An 18,884-nucleotide genomic window follows, 5' to 3' on the forward strand; every position below is an offset into this window, starting at 1 on the left:
TGGTAAAGTCATTATATTAGTGAAGGGTGGGGGTAGTATGAAGAATAATAATAAATTAATTACTACATTAATAATAGCTGGAATAATAATTTTAATATTTATAATCATTAATAGTAAGGGGAGAAAAGGAACAATAGAAGAGGCTCTGAATATTAATGAAGCTAGTAATCTTAAAATAATTCATGAAGAGATAACTGATAAAGGAAGTATTGTTTTTTGTATTAGTACCAATAATTCTAAAGAATATCTTAGTACAGCTTTTGTTAATAAAAACTTATTTGGATATAGGGAGCTATATAGTGGAACTTCTTCAATTGATGGAATTTACAAAAGAGATTTAACAGCTCAATATTTTCCTGCTATTAAGGAAAGTCCATTACCAATATATTTTGGGGTAATATTAAATGATGAAATCAAGGAAGTTAATGTAAAAGATAGTAATAGCTCTGAAATGAAAGAGGCAAAAATAATTGAAGCTGGTGACAAGAGAATTTGGCTTGTGTATATGGATGGTTTTAAAGGCAATGAATTTGAAGTCCTTGGATATAGTGGTGATGGGGATTATATTTATAGCTTTGAAGATACTTTTCCATGGAGGGTTGAAGAAAAACCTGGTAAAAGTCCATATAAATAATATTAATTTAATAGTAATTAATAAGGGTGCATCAGCCAATGAATTCAAATTTTAGGTGTAAATGAGTGTAATCATATATTAAATTATACCTAAAATCTCAAATATAACTACCATAATAAAATATGTAAAAATGGAGTAAGAAAAATTTCTTACTCTATTCCATCAAGATTTAATTCCCATTTATGATCATATAAAAATCTATGAGTTTCATCATCACTAGCAACCCATTCATCGTCATATCTACTATCAGCCCAAGATGTCTTTCCTATAGCTCGTATGTGTAGCTCTCCACCTGAAATTGTATATATTCTTTGTTCGCTAGAATTTCTTTCCTCATAATTTGTTCTTTTAGTGAAGCCTTCATTTTGTTCTAAGATTCTTTGCCTTACATCCTTTGTCAATCTCATCACTTTCACTTCCTTCATTCAATTCACATGATTTTAAAACTATAATTTATGTACTAATTATGAATTAATAAGCTACATAAATTATAGTTTTTTTCATCACTTATCTAATAATATATTGATATTATCTACAAATTATTCCAGAAATTCTTCTCTATATTGCAGTTTTCATATTAAAAATTATATATTTAGTTCTTTATATATTTCTTATATATGAAAAGAAGTGCAGAATTTTATAAATTATACTTGTTTATTGTAAATACATTTTATGGGAATAAAATTAGAATTTAATTGTAATGGTAATCAAAAAGTTTTGTGAGGGGGATTAGTAAATGAAAGTTAAAAAATTGTTATCTTTAGTACTTGCTGGAGCTATGGCTTTTTCTATTGGATGTTCTGGCGGAGGAGATAAGGTTAAAGAGGAAGGCAAGGGAGAAACTGGGGGAACTAAGAAATTAGTTGTAGGTTATGCACAATTAGGAGCTGAAAGTGAGTGGAGAACTGCTTGTACAAACTCTGTTAAGGAGGAAGCTGAAAAAAGGGGAATAGATTTAAAATTCTCTGATGCACAACAAAAACAAGAAAATCAAATTAAGGCAATTCGTTCATTTATAGCTCAAAAAGTAGATGTTATAGGTGTATCTCCAGTTGTTGAATCTGGATGGGAAACTGTATTTAAAGAAGTTAAAGATGCTGGTATTCCATTAGTATTAGTTGATAGAAAAGCTGATGTTCCAGAAGATCTTTATGCTTGCTATTTAGGTTCTGATTTCGTAGAAGAAGGTAAGAAGGCAGCAGATGAGCTTGCTAAATTAATAAATTCAAAGGGCAATATTGTTGAACTTCAAGGAACTGTTGGATCTTCAGCAGCAGTTGGAAGACAACAAGGCTTCTTAGATACTTTAAAGGAAAAATATCCTGATATAAAAATAATTAAATCTCAAACTGGGGATTTTACAAGAGCTAAGGGTAAAGAAGTTATGGAAGCTTTCTTAAAATCTGATGGAGAAAATATTACTGCTTTATTTGCACATAATGATGATATGGCAATAGGTGCTATACAAGCTATTGAAGAGTATGGCAAGAAACCTGGTGAAGATATAAAAATAGTTTCTGTTGATGCAGTTAAAGGTGCTTTTGAAGCTATGATAGCTGGAAAGCTAAATGTTACTGTTGAATGTAATCCATTGCTTGGACCACAATTCTTTGATGTTTGTGAAGACATAGTTGCAGGTAAAGAAGTTCCTAAGACTATACCATCAGAAGAAGGTGTATATAGACAAGATACAGCAGCTAAAGATTTACCAAATAGAAAGTATTAATTTATATTTATTTTCTTTAATTTAATGTAAGCTGTTGCATCTAATTATATTTGCAACAGCTTATGTTAAATCTAAAAAAAGGAGATGTAGCAATGAAAGATAAAGATGTATTACTTAAAATGAAAGATATAAGCATAGAATTTCCAGGAGTTAAGGCGTTAGATAAGGTGGATTTTACTTTAGAAAGTGGAGAAATTCATGCATTAATGGGGGAAAATGGAGCAGGAAAATCTACATTAATTAAGGTATTAACAGGAGTAGAAAAGCTAGATAGTGGAGAAATTATTTTCTTAGGAAATAAAATAAATCCAAAATCAACATATGAAGCTCAAGTACTTGGTATTAGCACAGTATATCAAGAGGTAAACTTATGCAATAACATATCTGTGGCAGAAAATATCTTTATTGGAAGAGAGCCTACCAAGTTTGGAAAAATTAATTGGAAGGAAATGAATAAAAGAGCTACTTTAGCTATGAAGAAATTAAATATAGATATTGATGTAACAAAGAGCTTAGATAGTTATTCTATTGCTATAAAGCAGATGGTTGCAATTGCAAGAGCAGTTGATATTGAAGCAAAAATATTAATTTTAGATGAGCCAACAGCTAGTTTGGATGAAAAGGAAGTTGTAAAGTTATTTGAAATAATGAGAAATTTAAAGTCTCAAGGTATAGGAATAATATTTATTACTCATTTTTTAGATCAAGTATATGAAGTTTCAGATAAAATTACAGTTTTAAGAAATGGGAAATTAGTTGGAGAGTATAAAACTAGTGAATTATCAAAGGTTCAATTAGTGGCAAAAATGATTGGAAAAGATTATGGTGAGATAAATTCTGGTATTAAACCAGTTGAAAATATAAATAGTGAAAGTACTAGAGAAGTATTTTTAGAAGCATTGAATTTAGGTAAGAAGAATCTTATAGAGCCTTTTGATACTGTAATTTATAAGGGGGAAGTCCTTGGATTAGCTGGACTTTTAGGTTCTGGCAGAACTGAACTTGTTAATTTATTATTTGGAATAGAAAAGTCGGATACAGGAGAAATTCGTATAAATAATAAAAAGAGTAAAATAAATAATCCATTAGCAGCAATGAAAAATGAAATTGCATATTGTCCAGAGGACAGAAAAAGGGAAGGGATAATACCTAATTTATCTGTAAGGGAAAATATTATTTTAGCTCTTCAAGTTAAAAGGGGATGGATTAAATATATTCCTCTTAAAGAGCAAGAGAAAATTACAAAGGAATATATTGAGATTTTAGATATTAAGACACCATCACAAGAAAAGATTGTAAATGAATTAAGTGGAGGAAATCAACAAAAGGTTATTTTAGCAAGGTGGCTTTTAACAAGACCAAAGTTATTGATTTTAGATGAGCCTACAAGGGGGATAGATATTGGAACAAAGGCTGAAATTCAAAAGTTAGTATTGGATTTTGCAGCTAAGGGTATTTCAGTAATATTTATTTCTTCAGAGTTAGATGAAATGCTAAGAACTTGCAGTAGATTAATAGTTTTAAGGGATAGGCTTAAGATTAAGGAACTTGTGGACAAGGATTTGGAAACTAATATTATTATGAATACTATAGCAGGAGGTAATTAGTATGAATTTATTAAAGGATATAAGAAAACAGCAGATTTTTTGGCCTCTTGTTGCATTATTATTAGTTTTATTATTTAATTTATTTTTTACTCCAGGCTTCTTCAAAATAGAAATGAAGGATGGACATTTATTTGGTAGTTTAATTGATATTATTAATAGAGGGGCACCTTTAATGATTTTATCTATAGGCTTAACTCTTGTAATAGCCACCTCTGGTACAGATATTTCAGTTGGATCTGTAATTGCAATTACTGCTGCTATAGTTGCAAGTTTAATTGGTGGAGAAATGAGCTTTGTAGATGGTGTTCAAGAATATGTTAGTTTAATTCCAATGCCTATAGCTATTATTGTTGGATTATTAGTAGCATGTATTCTTGGTTTTTGGAATGGTGTATTAATAGGGAAAATAGGAATTCAGCCAATTATAGCAACTATGATATTAATGGTTGCAGGTAGAGGGATAGCTCAGCTTATAACAAAGGCTCAAATTATTACAATTTATTATAAGCCATATTTTTTCTTTGGAGGAGGATATCTATTTGGATTACCATTTTCTATTTATATAGTGGCTCTTTGCCTTTTAGTTATAATGCTTCTTGTTAAGAAAACAGCCTTTGGATTATTTGTAGAATCTTCAGGATGTAACTCTGAAGCAAGTAAATATGTTGGGATAAAGGTTCATTGGATTAAGGTTTGTGTTTATACAATTTCAGGTTTATGTGCAGGGATAGCAGCAATATTATTAAGCTCTAATATTAAGTGTGCTGATGCAAATAATTTAGGATTATATATAGAGCTTGATGCAATTTTAGCTGTTGCCATTGGTGGAAACCCTATGTCTGGTGGTAAGTTTTCCATCCCTTGTAGTATGGTTGGAGCCTTGATTATTCAAAGTTTAACTACTACTATATACTCTTTTGGTGTTCCACCTGAAGTAACTTTAGTTGTAAAGGCTTTAGTTGTAATAGTTATTTGCTTATTGCAATCTGAAAATTTTAGAGTTATCTTTAGGAATTTCTTTAATAAGAAGAGGGGGGTTAATAGTGAAAAGCTTGCTACTGTTGAAAAACAAAATATTACAAACTAAATACTTACCTATATTTGTAACAATAATTTTATTTTTAGCCTTATGTGCTTTTGGAACTTTTAAATATACAGGATTTTTTAGATTACAAACATTTTTAAATTTGATAATAGATAATGCATTTTTGCTTATAACAGCTATTGGGGTTACCTTTGTACTTATTACTGGGGGAATAGATATATCTGTTGGAGCAGTAATTGCCTTTGTATGTATGTTATCTGCCTATCTACTTGAAAATAAGGGGTGGAATCCTTGGGTTGTAATTTTATTTATGCTTATAATTGGGTGTATTTTTGGAACTATTATGGGTGTCTTAGTAACAAAGTTTAAGATTCAACCATTTATAGCTACACTTGCAGGAATGTTTTTAGCTAGAGGTCTATGTTACCTTGTAAGTATAGATACAATAACTATTACAAATGAAACTTATACTAAAATAAGTCAAGCTAGAATAAAAATTGGTGGTAGCTTTATTTCTTGGAGTGTAGTAATTGCAATAGTAGTTTTAATTTTAGCTATATATGTGCTGCAATACACAAAGTTTGGTAGAGCAGTATATGCAATAGGAGGAAATGAACAATCTGCAAGACTTATGGGATTGCCTGTTGATAGAGTAAAGATTTTAGTTTACACAATTAGTGGATTTTGCTCATCCTTAGCAGGTGTTGTATTTAGTTTTTATATGTTATCAGGCTATGGGCAACATACTGTAGGATTAGAAATGGATGCCATAGCATCTGCTGTAATAGGTGGAATCATGCTAACAGGGGGAGTTGGATATGTTATAGGAACCTTATTTGGTGTGTTAACACAAGGTGTCATTCAAACAATAATAATCTTTCAAGGAACTTTAAGCTCTTGGTGGACAAAGATTGTGGTAGCAGCATTGCTTTGTATATTTATAATATTACAAAGAGTGTTTATAATAATGAAATCAAAGGAAATCTAATGGAAATAAATGGACCCCGGGGGAAGTAGTTCACTACTTCCCCTGGGGTCCAGTTATTTCTATTTTTTTTACTTCCTTTTAAAAGGGAAATAAAATGATATTCTTAAATGGATATTATTATTATATTATAATATTGACAATAAAACTAAGGGGGAAGTAAGAATGGTCAAAGATTTAAAGATAAAAATATATGCAGATGGTGCTGATTTAAAATCAATGCTTGAAGAATACAATAAAGGAATTGTTAGTGGATTTACTACAAACCCTTCATTAATGAAGGTTGCTGGAATAAAGAGCTATAGAGACTTTGGTAAGAAAATACTAAAGGAAATAAAGGACATGCCAATTTCCTTTGAGGTTTTTGGAGATGATGAAGAAACAATAATTAAGGAGGCAAGAGAACTTTTTACTTGGGGTGAAAACGTTTATGTAAAAATACCAGTAGTAAATACTAAGGGAGAATTTAATGAGAATATAATTAAAACCTTAGTAGAGGAAAATGTTAAGCTTAATATAACTGCAATATTTACTTATAAACAAGTAAAGGATGTTATGAGTTTATTAAATAAAGATAGTGAAGCTATCATTTCAATTTTTGCAGGAAGAATAGCAGATGCAGGAGTTGATCCAATAGGAATAATGAAGGAAGCTATTGAACTTTCAAGAGAGTATCCTAAGGTAGAGATTTTATGGGCAAGCTGTAGAGAACTTTATAGTATTATTGAAGCTAACAATATAGGCTGTGATATTATTACAGTTCAAAATAGCATATTAAAGAAAATTGATTTATTAGGTAAAGACTTAAATGAGTATTCTATAGAAACAGTAAATGATTTCTTTAGGGATGCAAATAGTTTAGGGTTTTCAATTATGGAATAGGGTTTAATTTAAGAGAGGTAAAACTATGATAGAAAAATTATTAACTGAGGAAGCCATTGATGTAAATATAAAGGCTGAGAATTGGGAAGAAGCAGTAACTATAGCAGGAGAATTACTATTAATAAATGAAAAGATTGAGGAAAAATATATAGAAGCTATGATAGAAACAGTTAAGGAAATGGGGCCATATATAGTAATGGCTCCAGGAATAGCAATGCCTCATGGAAGGCCTGATTCTGGGGTTATAGAACTAGGAGTTTCAGTAATATCTTTAGAAAAAGGCTTAAATTTTGGAAGTAGTGAATTTGATCCTGTTAAACTTATATTTGCAATTTGTGCTAAGGAGAATAAATCACATATTGAGTTACTTCAAGATTTATCTTATATCTTGGATGATGAAAATATATTAAAGGAAGTTGAAGGTTGTAATTCAAAGGAAGATTTATTAAAGGTTATTTTAGAAGTTTATAAAAGAAATAAAACAAATTAAGGGTGGGATTATTTATGAAAATTATAACTGTATGCGGAAATGGAATAGGAAGCAGTTTAATGCTAGCTATGAAAATACAAGAAATATGTGATGAGGAGGGGATAAAGGCAGATGTAGAATCTTGTGATGTTAGTGCAGCAGTTGGAAAAGGCTGCGATCTTTTTGTAACTGTAAAAGAATTAGCTCCAAACTTTAATAAGGATAAAACTTTAATTGTTAGAAGCTATATAAACAAAAAGAAAATAAAAGAAGATATTTTAGAAAAACTTAAAGAGAAAAGTGCAGAATTAAATTAGTATTTATTTTAGTTATTATTTTAAAAATTATTATTTATAAAGGAGAATGGTATTATGGAAGGGATTTTAGCGTTTTTTAGAGATTTCTTAAAAGAACCTGCATTATTAATGGGTTTAATGGCTTTTATAGGATTAATTGCTTTAAGAAAACCAACTCATAAGGTCTTTACAGGAACTTTAAAACCTATACTTGGTTATTTAATGCTTGGTGCAGGTGCAGATTTTATCGTTTCTAATTTAAATCCTTTAGGAGAAATGATTCAAGAGGGATTTAATATTAATGGAGTTATTCCTAATAATGAGGCAATAGTTTCTGTTGCACAAAGGGTTCTTGGTGTAGAAACAATGTCTATATTAATAATTGGTTATGTAGTAAACCTTGCTATAGCAAGATTCACTAAATATAAATATATATTCTTAACAGGACATCATAGTTTCTTTATGGCATGTTTATTATCAGCAGTTTTACAAACAGCAGGTTTTGAAGGTGCAGCATTAATTGGAATAGGTGGAGCTTTCTTAGGATTAGTAAGTGCAATTTTACCAGCAGTTGGACAAAAGTATACTTTAAAGGTTACTGATGGGGATGAAGTTGCTATGGGACACTTTGGTAGCTTAGCTTATTATGCATCAGCATGGATAGGTGGAAAGGTAGGTAAGGCAGAGGATAGTACAGAAAAGATGGAAATACCAGAACAATGGAGTTTCTTAAGAGATACAACAATTTCAACAGCTTTAACAATGATGGTATTTTACTTAATAGCTGCTATAGCTGCAGGAAATGAATTTGTTACTGAATTATCTGGTGGACAAAATATGGTGTTATTTGCTTTAATGGCAGCCATGAAATTTGCTGTAGGTGTTACTATAGTTTATGCTGGTGTTAGAATGATTTTAGGTGACTTACTTCCAGCCTTCCAAGGTATTGCTACAAAGGTTATACCAGATGCAATTCCAGCAGTAGACTGTGCAGTATTCTTCACATATGCACCAACAGCAGTTGTTATAGGTTTTGTTGCTAGCTTTATAGGTGGAGTTATTGGAATGTTATTACTTGGAGTAGCTGGTGGAGTTTTAATTATACCAGGACTTGTACCACATTTCTTCTGTGGAGCAACAGCAGGTATATATGGAAATGCAACAGGTGGTAAGAAGGGAGCTGCAATTGGAGCTTTTGTAAATGGATTATTAATTACCTTTGTTCCTGCATTATTACTTCCTGTACTTGGTAACTTAGGTTTCCAAAATACAACCTTTGGTGATTTTGACTTTGGTATTATAGGCCTAGCAATAGGAAAACTTTATGAATTCTTAGGATCTATGGGAGTAATTATATTATTAGCTTTACTAGTAATTGCAGTATTAGTTCCAAGCTTTATGAAGACAAAGTCAAAGGTTATTAATAATAACTATGACGATGGAGAAGCAATGTAAAATAAAAGCTCCCCTGGGAAACAGAAAATTGGTCCCCAGGGGACCAATTAATTTCCAATTAGGCTAGATATTCTTATCTAGCCTTTATTTTTGAAGAGAAACACATAGAAATACATTAAGGTGTATAATAAATACAAAATTAATTTAAATATAAAATTAATTTAAATACAAATTATAAATAATAGATTAGTAATTATAGATTAGTAATTATAGATTAGTAATTATAAATTAGATAGGAGGGGAAAATTTGAATATAAGATATATTGAAATATTAAATTTATTAATTAATTATAGAACAGATTTAAGTGTTGAAGATTTAGCCAATAAGTTTGGAATTTCAAAAAGAATGATTAGATATGACATTGATGAAATTAATAGATATCTAAGGGAAAATAATATTTCTGAAATAGATAAAAGGCCTAACTCTCCATTGAGATTTAACTTATCTAAGGAAGAAGAAGAAAAAGTAGGAAAGCTTATAAGTAATATAAATATGAAAAGCTATATTTTTTCTACAGAAGAAAGAGTTGGGATATTATTATATGAATTGTTAAGTTCAAATAAAGTTAATAACTATAATGAGTTTCAAGAAAAATTGTCAATAAGTAAAACTACCTTAGTTAATGATATTAAAAAAGTTAAGGAATGGCTTAGGGAATACAATATTCAAATAATAAAGGTTTCGAATAAAGGTTTTAAAATTAGTGGGGATGAAAATAATATTAGAAAAGCCATGATAAGCTTACTTATTGATAAAAGTAATTACAATATTATTGAGACCTTAGAGAAAATTTATAATAATGAAAATAACAGCATTTTAGGGAATATTAAAAAGCTAGATATTAATAAAAAGAATATGGGATATATAAAGGAATTAGTTAGAGATTTAGAAAAAGATTTTGGAGTATTTTCTGAAGAAGACTTTTTTAATTTAGTAATTGCATTATTTGTAATTATAAATAGAGCTGGTAATCTACCAATTAATAAGGAAAATAAAAGCTTAAGTGTAAATTATAAAAAGGAATATGAAGCAGCTTTAGAAATTTCCAATAAGATTAAAGATAGGTTTAATATTACCTTAGGAAAAGAAGAAGTTAATATTATTGCTAGCAAGATTCTATCTGGAAGTAAAAATGAAGGGGATTTATTTGAATCAAAGGATTATTTTGATGCTTGTTATATAGCTGGTAAGATAATGGATAACCTAAGATTAACCTTTGGGAATAATTTTAGAATGGATAATGCCTTATTTGAAAGCTTTATTAATCATCTAAAAAGTTTAATATTTAGATTAAAGTATAATGTTATAAGTAAAAACCCAATTTTAGATACTATTATAAGTAATTATAAAAATGAATTTAAATTAATAAAGGAAGCAACTAATTTTATTAAAGATAAATTTAACTATATATTAAGTGATGATGAAATTGGATATATAGTTATGTATATTGAAGCAACTATAGAAAAAAATAAAAAGGATGAAATAATAAAAAGTAAAAATATAATAATAGCTTGTTCAGCTGGTTTTGCCACAGGAAGATTATTAGAGGCTAAGATAAAGGGAAGTTTTGAAGTAAATTTAGTTGGAGTTACTTCCATACACAATATAAGTAGCTTGTTAGAAGGAAAAGAAAAAATAGATTATATAATTTCACCAGTTGATATAAATGAAAATTATAATATTCCCATTATTAAGGTATCTTCAATTTTAAGTGATACAGATATAAGGGAATTAGGGAAATATTTATCTTCAAAAATCCTAAAGGATGATGGCTTAAATATTCAAAAGAATAATGAAAATATAGACAAGCTAAAAAATAATAATAATAAGGAAGTTAATATAGACGAAGTATTATCAATTATAGAAAAAAGTTCAAATATTTTAGAGAAAGATAAATTGAAAAGTGATTTAGAATCTTATTTTAATAAAATTAATGATAATAAGACTATTGAACTAAGTAAATATATTTTTGAAGATAATATTCAATTAAACTTAGTAGCAGATAATTGGGAAGAGGCAATAAGACTTAGTGCCATGCCTCTATTAAAAAATAATGATATAACAGAAGAATATGTAGATGCAATGATAGAGAATATAAATAATTTAGGAGCTTATATAGTAGTAGATGATGGAATAGCAATACCTCATGCAAGACCAGATAATTATGTAAAAAACTTTGGAATTACTATTAATACTTTTAGTAAACATATTACAATAGGTAGCCATAATAATATAAGGATATTTATAACTATAGCAAGTACAAATAATGAAGATCATATTGAACTTATAACTCAAATAATGAAGCTAATTGAAAATGAAAGTTTTATAGATATGTTAAATAGAAAAGATATAAGTAAAGTAGATATAATTAGAATGTTAAAATAAGAAAAAGTAGCTAATATGCTACTTTTTTTATTTTCTAATTTTCAGTAAAGCATAGATTTGCTTATTTATAAGAACAAAATTAAAAAATAATGAATAATAATAAATGAATCAGTGAGAGATGAATACATATTAATAGTAATTAATATAATTAATTAAGATTTTATAGAAAGAGTTCCATTTAGAGGAAGATAATATATATTTCTTTTATTTATAAAATCAAGTGATAAGGAGGTTAATATAAATGAAACAAGTAGAATATTCTACATTAGTTAGTGTAGTTATTCCAACATTCTCTAGAAATGAAATGCTTGAAAGAGCAATTAATAGTGTATTAAACCAGAGTTATGAGAATATAGAAATTATAGTAATTGATGATAATTATCCTAAATCAGAATATAGAATAAGTACAGAAAATATAATGAAAAAATACAGTAGATATTCAAATATAAGATATATTAGAAATAAGGATAATTTAGGTGGAGCATTAGCAAGAAATGAAGGGATTTTAGCAGCAAGGGGAGAAATAATATGCTTTCTAGATGATGATGATGAATATTTATATAACTGTATAGAAGAAAAGGTAAAGTTCTTTTCTGAAAGTAATAATGATAAATTAGCACTTGTTTATGGTATGTGTGAAATGGTAATGCCAAATGATAAAAAAATATTATTTGGTAATAAATTTAGAGGAAATTGTCTATATGAGCTGTTAATAATAGATTGTATTTCTGCAACTAGTCAATGGGCATGTAAAAAAGATGCATTGATAAATATAGGGATGTTTTCAAATATTCCTGCAAAGCAAGATTCAATGTTAATGTTAAAGCTATTTGAATTTAATTATGAAATTGATTTTATTGATAAGCCTTTATCTAGGTATTATATACATGATGGAATTAAAATAAGTAATAGTGGTAAAGCCTTGGATGGAGAAATAGTTTTAAGAAGATCTGGAAGAAAATTATATGATAGATTATCAACTAAAAATATATTAGAAGTTGAATATGCATTTTCAAGTAGATTAATGAAATATTATTTTGAAAGAAAATTAACTAAGAATGCTATAGAAGAAATGAGAATATTATTTGTAATTCATCCTATAAAAACTATATTAAGTTTTATATATGATTTTTGTAGATCAATAAAAAGAAAAATAATTAAATGAAATTAAAGATAGACATCATGTTAACAATTAGTATAAATTAATTTATTTGGAGGTAAAATTATTGAGTGTATTACTAACTATATTTACACCAACATACAATAGAAAAGATAAACTTACTAGGTTATACAATAGCTTATGTAATCAAATAAATAAAGAATTTAAGTGGCTAATAATAGATGATGGCTCAACAGATGGTACTAAGAAATTAATAGATTCATTTATTGAAAAAGGTAATATATTAATAGAATATCATTTTCAAAAGAATAGTGGAAAAATGAAGGCACATAATAAAGGGGTTGAAATATGTGGGACTCCATTATTTCTATGTGTAGACTCAGATGATTATTTAGTAGAAAATGCAGTAGAAATTATATTAAAAGTTATGAGTAAGAAAAGAATTGATGATAAAAAAATAATAGGAATAATAGCTTATAAAAGCACAAATAAAAAAAGACTAATGGAAGAGAGAAATATACAATTTGAAAACTTGAATCAATTGACTTTACAAGAGCTTTATAAGAATAATTATTCTGGAGAAACAACTTTAGTTTTTAAGACAGAAATAATTAAAAAGTATCCATTTATTATTTATGAAGGGGAAAATTTTATACAAGAAAAAACAGTATACGATTTACTTGATGAAATAGGTAAATATATTTTTTTGCCAGAAAATATAACAATTTTTGAATATCAAAGAGATGGTTATACTAATAACATTCGTAAGATAATGGCGAATAATCCAAAAGGGGCCTTTCATTACTATACGGAATTGATAAAAGGTGAAGAAAAAATATTAAGTAATCTAAAAAATGCAGCTAATGCAGTGTCATATGGTTTTTTAGCTAAATATAAATATAAATTAATTTTTCAAGAATTTAAATCTTTTAAAATTATAATAATTCCAATAGCATTATACTTATATTTAAAAAGGAAAAAATTAAAAGGATAGTTCTAAAATTAAATTAAACTAAATAAGAAGATAAATTTAGTGAGCTTACTGTATGTAGGCTCATTTTTTGTTGCTAAAAAACAAGAAATAATACTATTAAGTTTAATAATAACAATTTTTATTAATTAATTATTATTATCAAAATAGGAATATAGAGCAGATTTTAGAAATATATAATAATAAGATTTTATAGTAACAGAAGATTATTTAGGACATATAATATATTGGGAAAATCAATGTTATATGAAACAGTAAGATTTTAAATAAATAATATTATAGGAATTATATATAAATTATGAGGTGAAATAATGCAAAAAAGGAGTAAAGCTAAAATATGTTTAGTGTCATCATCTGGTGGACATTGGGAGCAACTTCAAAAATTACAGCCAGTAGTAAATAAATATGAAGGCTTTTTTGTTACAGAAAAAACAAAGTTTAAAGCTGATAAAGCTAAATATTTATTTTTACAAACAGACTTAAAGGATAAGCTAATGATATTAAAAATGATATATAACACCTTATATGCAATTTTTATTTGGATAAGAGAAAGGCCTGATTTTATTATTACAACAGGAACAATAGTGGCATATCCATTTTATATTTTAGCAGTTATTTTTCATAAAAAGTTTATTTTTATTGAAACATTTGGAAGAGCAAATATGCCCACTGTTGCAGGTAGAATGATGGAGAAACATTCAGACCTTTTTATTGTTCAATGGGAAAGTCAAAAGAAGTTTTATAAAAAAGCTATATATGGGGGGTGCTTATATTGATTTTTGTATGTGTTGGTTCAAGGAATTATCAATTCAATCGTCTATTTATTGAACTAGATAAATTATGTGAAGAGGGAGTAATTAAAGAGGAAGTTTTTGCTCAAATCGGAACATCTACTTATAAACCAAAATATTTTCAATATAAGGACTTTATATCACCTGAAGAGTTTGAAGAAAAAATAAAAAATGCAGATATAGTAATAAGTCATGGAGCATCTGGATCAATTATGAAGGCTTTAAATTTAGGTAAAAAAGTAATTGCAGTAACACGGCTTAAAAAGTATGGAGAACACATTAATGATCATCAAATACAAAATAATGAAGCATTTGCTTCAAATAAATATGTTTTAGCTGTATATGAGATGGAAGATTTAGAAGATGCAATTAAACAATATAATAATGGAACTTGTGATATTATACCTTGGAAAAATAATGATCCAATGTCAATAGTAAAAATTATTGATGAGTTTATTAAAGAAAATTGGAATAATAAATAAGGCTTTGAAATATCTTATTATACATTAACATATAAAGATATTTTTAGGAGGGCATTTATGGAGAGTCAACTTACAGATAAAGAGAAATTATATTTAATTACTGGATCAATAGGATTTATTGGATTTCATTTAGCTAAAAGGCTTCTTAACAAAGGCTATAGAGTAATTGGAATTGATAATATAAATAATTATTATGATGTAAATCTTAAATATGAAAGGCTAAAGGAGCTTAGAGCTTTTGAAAAGTTTATTTTTATTAGATTAGATATATGCCATAAAGAGAAGGTTATAGAAGTCTTTGAGAGGTACAAGCCTAATATTGTGGTAAATTTAGCAGCACAAGCTGGAGTTAGATATTCTATTGAAAATCCAGATGTATATATTCAAAGTAATATCATTGGATTTTTTAATATATTAGAAGGATGTAGATATAATCCTGTAGATCACCTTATATATGCATCTTCAAGTTCAGTTTATGGAACAAATAAAAAGGTTCCATTTGAAGAAACAGATTTTGTGGATAATCCAGTTTCTCTTTATGCAGCAACAAAGAAATCCAATGAGCTAATGGCTCATACTTATAGTCATCTTTATAATATTCCAACTACAGGACTTAGATTTTTTACAGTCTATGGTCCAATGGGAAGACCAGATATGGCATATTTTAGTTTTATAGATAAATACTTTAAAGGAGAAGCCATTAAAATATTTAACAATGGTGATTTTAATAAAGATTTATATAGGGATTTTACTTATATAGATGACGTGGTTAAGGGAATAGAGAAACTAATTAATTTTCCTCCTAATAATGATGAAATTAATACTTACCATAGAATATTTAATATTGGAAATAATAAGCCGGAAAAACTAATGGATTTTATTGCAACATTAGAAGAGGCTTTAAGTAATTCTTTGGGAAGAAAGGTTGAATTTAAAAAAAAATTTGAACCTTTAAAGTCAGAGGACGTTCCAATAACTTATGCTTCAACAGATAAAATCAAGAAAGTAACGGGATATATGCCCACTACAACAATACAAGAAGGACTTCAAAAATTTGTTGAATGGTATGTTAAGTATTATAAAGTTAGATAAATTAACTAAAGAGTAGGGGTGTAATAATGGGGAATGTTAGTTATTCAATCTTTAAAAGAGTTATAGATATATTGGGCTCAATGATAGGTATTGTTTTGTTAAGTCCATTACTATTAGTGATAGCAATTCTAATAAGGTTAGAATCTAAAGGGAAAGTGATTTTTTCTCAAATGAGAGTTGGATTAAATAGAAAAGAATTTAAGATTTATAAATTTAGGTCTATGGTAGAAAATGCTGAAGACCTTAGAAAAAAATTAGAAGATAAAAATGAAGTATCTGGACCAATGTTTAAGATAAAGAAGGATCCTAGAGTAACTAAGGTCGGAAGATTTATAAGAAACACAAGCGTAGATGAATTACCACAATTAATAAATGTTTTAAAAGGAGATATGAGTTTAGTAGGTCCTAGACCAAGTCTTCCAAGTGAAGTAGCTAAATTTGAACCTTGGATGCTAAAGCGATTAGAAGTAAAACCAGGACTTACCTGTTACTGGCAAGTATCAGGAAGAAGTAATATTGGTTTTCAAGAATGGATGGAGCTTGATATTAAATATGTAAATGAAATGAGCATTTGGGTAGATATAAAACTAATTTTAAAAACAATTTTATTATTATTTGGAGATAAAAATGCTTTTTAGCAATACAGATAAGAAAATAATGGGGGTAAATATGGAAATTGTAGTAGCGGGAACAGGATATGTTGGCTTAGTAACAGGAGTATGCTTTGCTGAAGTTGGACATATAGTAACCTGTGTTGATATAGATGAGGAAAAAATTATTCTTTTGAAAAAAGGAAAATCACCAATATATGAACCTGGATTAGATGAAATGATTAGAAAAAATTTAGAAGATGGAAGGTTAGAGTTCACTACTGATTTTAAAAGTGCATATAAAAATGCAAAAGTAATTTTTATTGGGGTTGGAACTCCAGAGAGAGAAGATGGTTCGGCAAACTTAGATTATGTATTTAATGTATGTAGTGAAATTGCTAAGAATGTAGAAAATAATTCTGTAATAGTAGTTAAGTCTACAGTACCAATAGGTACTAATGATAAAATTGAAGAATTTTTAAGGGAAAACTTAGTTAATGATGTAAAGATTGAAGTTGCATCTAATCCAGAATTTTTATCACAAGGTACAGCCATTGTAGATACAATGGAAGCCAGTAGAATAGTTATTGGGGTGGAATCAAAGAATTCAGAAAATATTTTAAAAGAGATATATGAAAGATTTAATAAACCTATAGTTTGCACTAACAGAAGAAGTGCAGAAATGATAAAGTATGCTTCTAATGATTTTTTAGCCTTAAAAATAAGTTTTATTAATGAGATGGCAAATGTTTGTGAAATAGTTGGAGCAGATATTGAATGTGTAACCAAAGGTATGAGCTATGATAAAAGAATTGGAGATAAGTTTTTAAATGCTGGCCTTGGGTATGGAGGATCATGCTTTCCTAAGGATACAAAAGCTCTTCATTGGCTTGCAAACGACCATGGATATGAAATTAAAACTATAAAAGCAGCCATAGAAGTAAATGAAAATCAAAAATTTAAATTATTTAGAAAGGCAAAGCAAAAATTTGGAACTTTAAAGGGGAAAAGAGTAGCAGTACTTGGATTAACTTTTAAACCTGAAACAGATGATTTAAGAGAAGCTCCATCTATTCCTAATATAAGGAGATTATTAGAAGAAGGTGCTGAAATAGTAGCTTATGACCCAATAGGAATAAATAAATTCAAAGAAAAGAATAGTATGGAAATAAGTTATGCAGCTAGCCCAGAAGAAGCATTAAAATATGCTGATATGGTATTTATATTTACTGAATGGAAAGAAATAAAATTAATAAAATTAGAGAAATATATAGAATTAATGAAAACACCAATAATATTTGATGGCAGAAACTGCTATAAGTTAGAAGAGGTTAAAAAGGCTAAAGTAGAGTATTATTCAATAGGAAGAGAAGAAATTATAAATAGAGATCAGTAATGGGAGGGGTATATGGAATATAGAATAATAGAATCATCAAAATATTTTTTTAGTAACCAGGCATATATTTTAATAACTGGTTATATAAAAACTAAGAGAATACCAAATCTAAAGAATCCAACAACCTTCTATGATAAGATGCAGTATTTGAAAATAAATAATTGCTTTAAGGAATACGGTGAATATGTAGATAAATATAGAGTTAGAGGATATGTAGCAAGTGTTGTAGGCGAAAAATATTTAGTTCCATTACTTGGTGTTTATAATAATTTTGATGAAATAGATTTTGAAGCATTACCAGAGAAATTTGTTTTAAAAACTAATCATAGTTGTGGGAGAAATATAATTTGCAAGAGTAAAAGTAATATTAATAAAAATAAAATAAAAAAGGATTTAACAAAATGGTTAAATGAAAATTTTTATTATAGATTTAGGGAAATTCAATATAAAGATATTAGGCCTTTAATTATTTGTGAAGAATATCTTGAAGATAAATCAGGGGGATTAATGGATTATAAATTTACTTGCTCCAATGGAGAACCTAAGTATATTCAAATAGATGTAGATAGATATGGTAAGCACAAGCAAAAATATTATGACTTAGAATGGAATGAATTAAACTGGAGTTATGGATTTGATAAATATACAGAGGATATAGAAAAACCTGAAAATATAGATGAGATGATTGAAATAGCAAGAAGGTTAAGTGGAAAATTTCAATTTGTACGAGTGGATTTATATTCAGTAGATAATAATATTTACTTTGGAGAGTTAACCTTCACTCCAGGTGCAGGATTATTAATTTTTATGCCTGAAGAAGTAAATAAACTAGTAGGAGACTATATAGAAATTAATCCTTAATTGTAAATAAAAATTAATAAGAATCATATACTCTATAGGATAAATTATTTTTAATGGGATAATGTTATCCTTCAGA

Annotated in this window: 19 protein-coding genes; 18 read left to right on the forward strand and 1 reads right to left on the reverse strand. The window is 27.9% G+C overall.

The features are described 5' to 3' along the window. Window positions 1-37: 37 nt before the first annotated feature. Window positions 38-634 carry a hypothetical protein gene (locus ACFYH6_RS03860; RefSeq protein WP_416180399.1) on the forward strand — a complete coding sequence of 199 codons (597 nt, stop codon included), beginning with the start codon at window positions 38-40 and terminating at the stop codon, window positions 632-634. Window positions 635-783: 149 nt separating this feature from the next. On the opposite strand, the gene ACFYH6_RS03865 is transcribed toward ACFYH6_RS03860, so the two are convergent. Continuing rightward, entirely contained in the window at window positions 784-1,041 is a 258-nt protein-coding gene (locus tag ACFYH6_RS03865; RefSeq protein ID WP_416180398.1) for a hypothetical protein, read from the reverse strand. A gap of 329 nt (window positions 1,042-1,370) precedes the next feature. Here ACFYH6_RS03865 and ACFYH6_RS03870 point away from each other — a divergent pair, with 329 nt between their 5' ends. From ACFYH6_RS03870 to ACFYH6_RS03950, 17 genes are all read left to right on the forward strand, one after another. Continuing rightward, entirely contained in the window at window positions 1,371-2,360 is a 990-nt protein-coding gene (locus ACFYH6_RS03870) for an ABC transporter substrate-binding protein (protein WP_316343166.1), read from the forward strand. Between the two features lie 92 nt (window positions 2,361-2,452). Further along, window positions 2,453-3,967 carry a sugar ABC transporter ATP-binding protein gene (locus ACFYH6_RS03875; RefSeq protein WP_416180397.1) on the forward strand — a complete coding sequence of 505 codons (1,515 nt, stop codon included), beginning with the start codon at window positions 2,453-2,455 and terminating at the stop codon, window positions 3,965-3,967. 1 nt (window position 3,968) lies between these two features. Beyond that, window positions 3,969-5,054: an ABC transporter permease gene (locus ACFYH6_RS03880; RefSeq protein WP_416180396.1), complete on the forward strand. Its 1,086-nt coding sequence runs from the start codon at window positions 3,969-3,971 to the stop codon at window positions 5,052-5,054. Then, entirely contained in the window at window positions 5,029-6,000 is a 972-nt protein-coding gene (gene yjfF, locus ACFYH6_RS03885) for a galactofuranose ABC transporter, permease protein YjfF (RefSeq protein ID WP_416180422.1), read from the forward strand. The genes ACFYH6_RS03880 and yjfF overlap by 26 nt, the downstream gene beginning before the upstream one ends. Before the next feature lie 162 nt (window positions 6,001-6,162). Next, entirely contained in the window at window positions 6,163-6,879 is a 717-nt protein-coding gene (locus ACFYH6_RS03890) for a transaldolase (RefSeq protein WP_416180395.1), read from the forward strand. A gap of 25 nt (window positions 6,880-6,904) precedes the next feature. Further along, on the forward strand, window positions 6,905-7,369 hold the full coding sequence (locus tag ACFYH6_RS03895; RefSeq protein WP_416180394.1) for a PTS sugar transporter subunit IIA: 465 nt from the start codon (window positions 6,905-6,907) through the stop codon (window positions 7,367-7,369). A gap of 14 nt (window positions 7,370-7,383) precedes the next feature. Further along, window positions 7,384-7,665: a PTS sugar transporter subunit IIB gene (locus ACFYH6_RS03900; RefSeq protein WP_416180393.1), complete on the forward strand. Its 282-nt coding sequence runs from the start codon at window positions 7,384-7,386 to the stop codon at window positions 7,663-7,665. A 54-nt stretch (window positions 7,666-7,719) separates the two neighbouring features. Beyond that, the gene (locus tag ACFYH6_RS03905) at window positions 7,720-9,099 is read left to right on the forward strand and encodes a PTS ascorbate transporter subunit IIC (RefSeq protein WP_416180392.1); all 1,380 of its coding nucleotides are present in this window, start codon (window positions 7,720-7,722) and stop codon (window positions 9,097-9,099) included. A gap of 247 nt (window positions 9,100-9,346) precedes the next feature. Then, window positions 9,347-11,485, forward strand: coding sequence for a BglG family transcription antiterminator (locus ACFYH6_RS03910; protein WP_416180391.1), 2,139 nt, complete (start codon window positions 9,347-9,349; stop codon window positions 11,483-11,485). Window positions 11,486-11,726: 241 nt separating this feature from the next. After that, window positions 11,727-12,650, forward strand: coding sequence for a glycosyltransferase family 2 protein (locus ACFYH6_RS03915; RefSeq protein ID WP_416180390.1), 924 nt, complete (start codon window positions 11,727-11,729; stop codon window positions 12,648-12,650). 61 nt (window positions 12,651-12,711) lie between these two features. Further along, window positions 12,712-13,599, forward strand: coding sequence for a glycosyltransferase family A protein (locus tag ACFYH6_RS03920; RefSeq protein ID WP_416180389.1), 888 nt, complete (start codon window positions 12,712-12,714; stop codon window positions 13,597-13,599). A gap of 308 nt (window positions 13,600-13,907) precedes the next feature. Beyond that, window positions 13,908-14,372: a PssD/Cps14F family polysaccharide biosynthesis glycosyltransferase gene (gene pssD / locus ACFYH6_RS03925; protein WP_416180388.1), complete on the forward strand. Its 465-nt coding sequence runs from the start codon at window positions 13,908-13,910 to the stop codon at window positions 14,370-14,372. Next, window positions 14,369-14,869, forward strand: coding sequence for a PssE/Cps14G family polysaccharide biosynthesis glycosyltransferase (pssE, locus tag ACFYH6_RS03930; RefSeq protein WP_416180387.1), 501 nt, complete (start codon window positions 14,369-14,371; stop codon window positions 14,867-14,869). Before pssD ends, pssE begins: the two co-directional genes overlap by 4 nt. Before the next feature lie 57 nt (window positions 14,870-14,926). Beyond that, complete coding sequence (locus tag ACFYH6_RS03935; protein ID WP_416180386.1) at window positions 14,927-15,961, forward strand: GDP-mannose 4,6-dehydratase; 1,035 nt, start codon at window positions 14,927-14,929, stop codon at window positions 15,959-15,961. Window positions 15,962-15,987: 26 nt separating this feature from the next. Next, complete coding sequence (locus tag ACFYH6_RS03940) at window positions 15,988-16,599, forward strand: sugar transferase (protein WP_416180385.1); 612 nt, start codon at window positions 15,988-15,990, stop codon at window positions 16,597-16,599. Window positions 16,600-16,630: 31 nt separating this feature from the next. Next, window positions 16,631-17,947, forward strand: a complete 1,317-nt coding sequence (locus ACFYH6_RS03945) for a UDP-glucose dehydrogenase family protein (protein ID WP_416180421.1) — start codon at window positions 16,631-16,633, stop codon at window positions 17,945-17,947. Between the two features lie 12 nt (window positions 17,948-17,959). Beyond that, window positions 17,960-18,808, forward strand: coding sequence for an ATP-grasp fold amidoligase family protein (locus tag ACFYH6_RS03950; protein ID WP_416180384.1), 849 nt, complete (start codon window positions 17,960-17,962; stop codon window positions 18,806-18,808). Window positions 18,809-18,884: the final 76 nt, after the last annotated feature.

It is taken from the genome of Clostridium sp. HCS.1 (genome assembly GCF_047900555.1).
In the GTDB taxonomy this organism is placed as follows: domain Bacteria; phylum Bacillota; class Clostridia; order Clostridiales; family Clostridiaceae; genus Clostridium.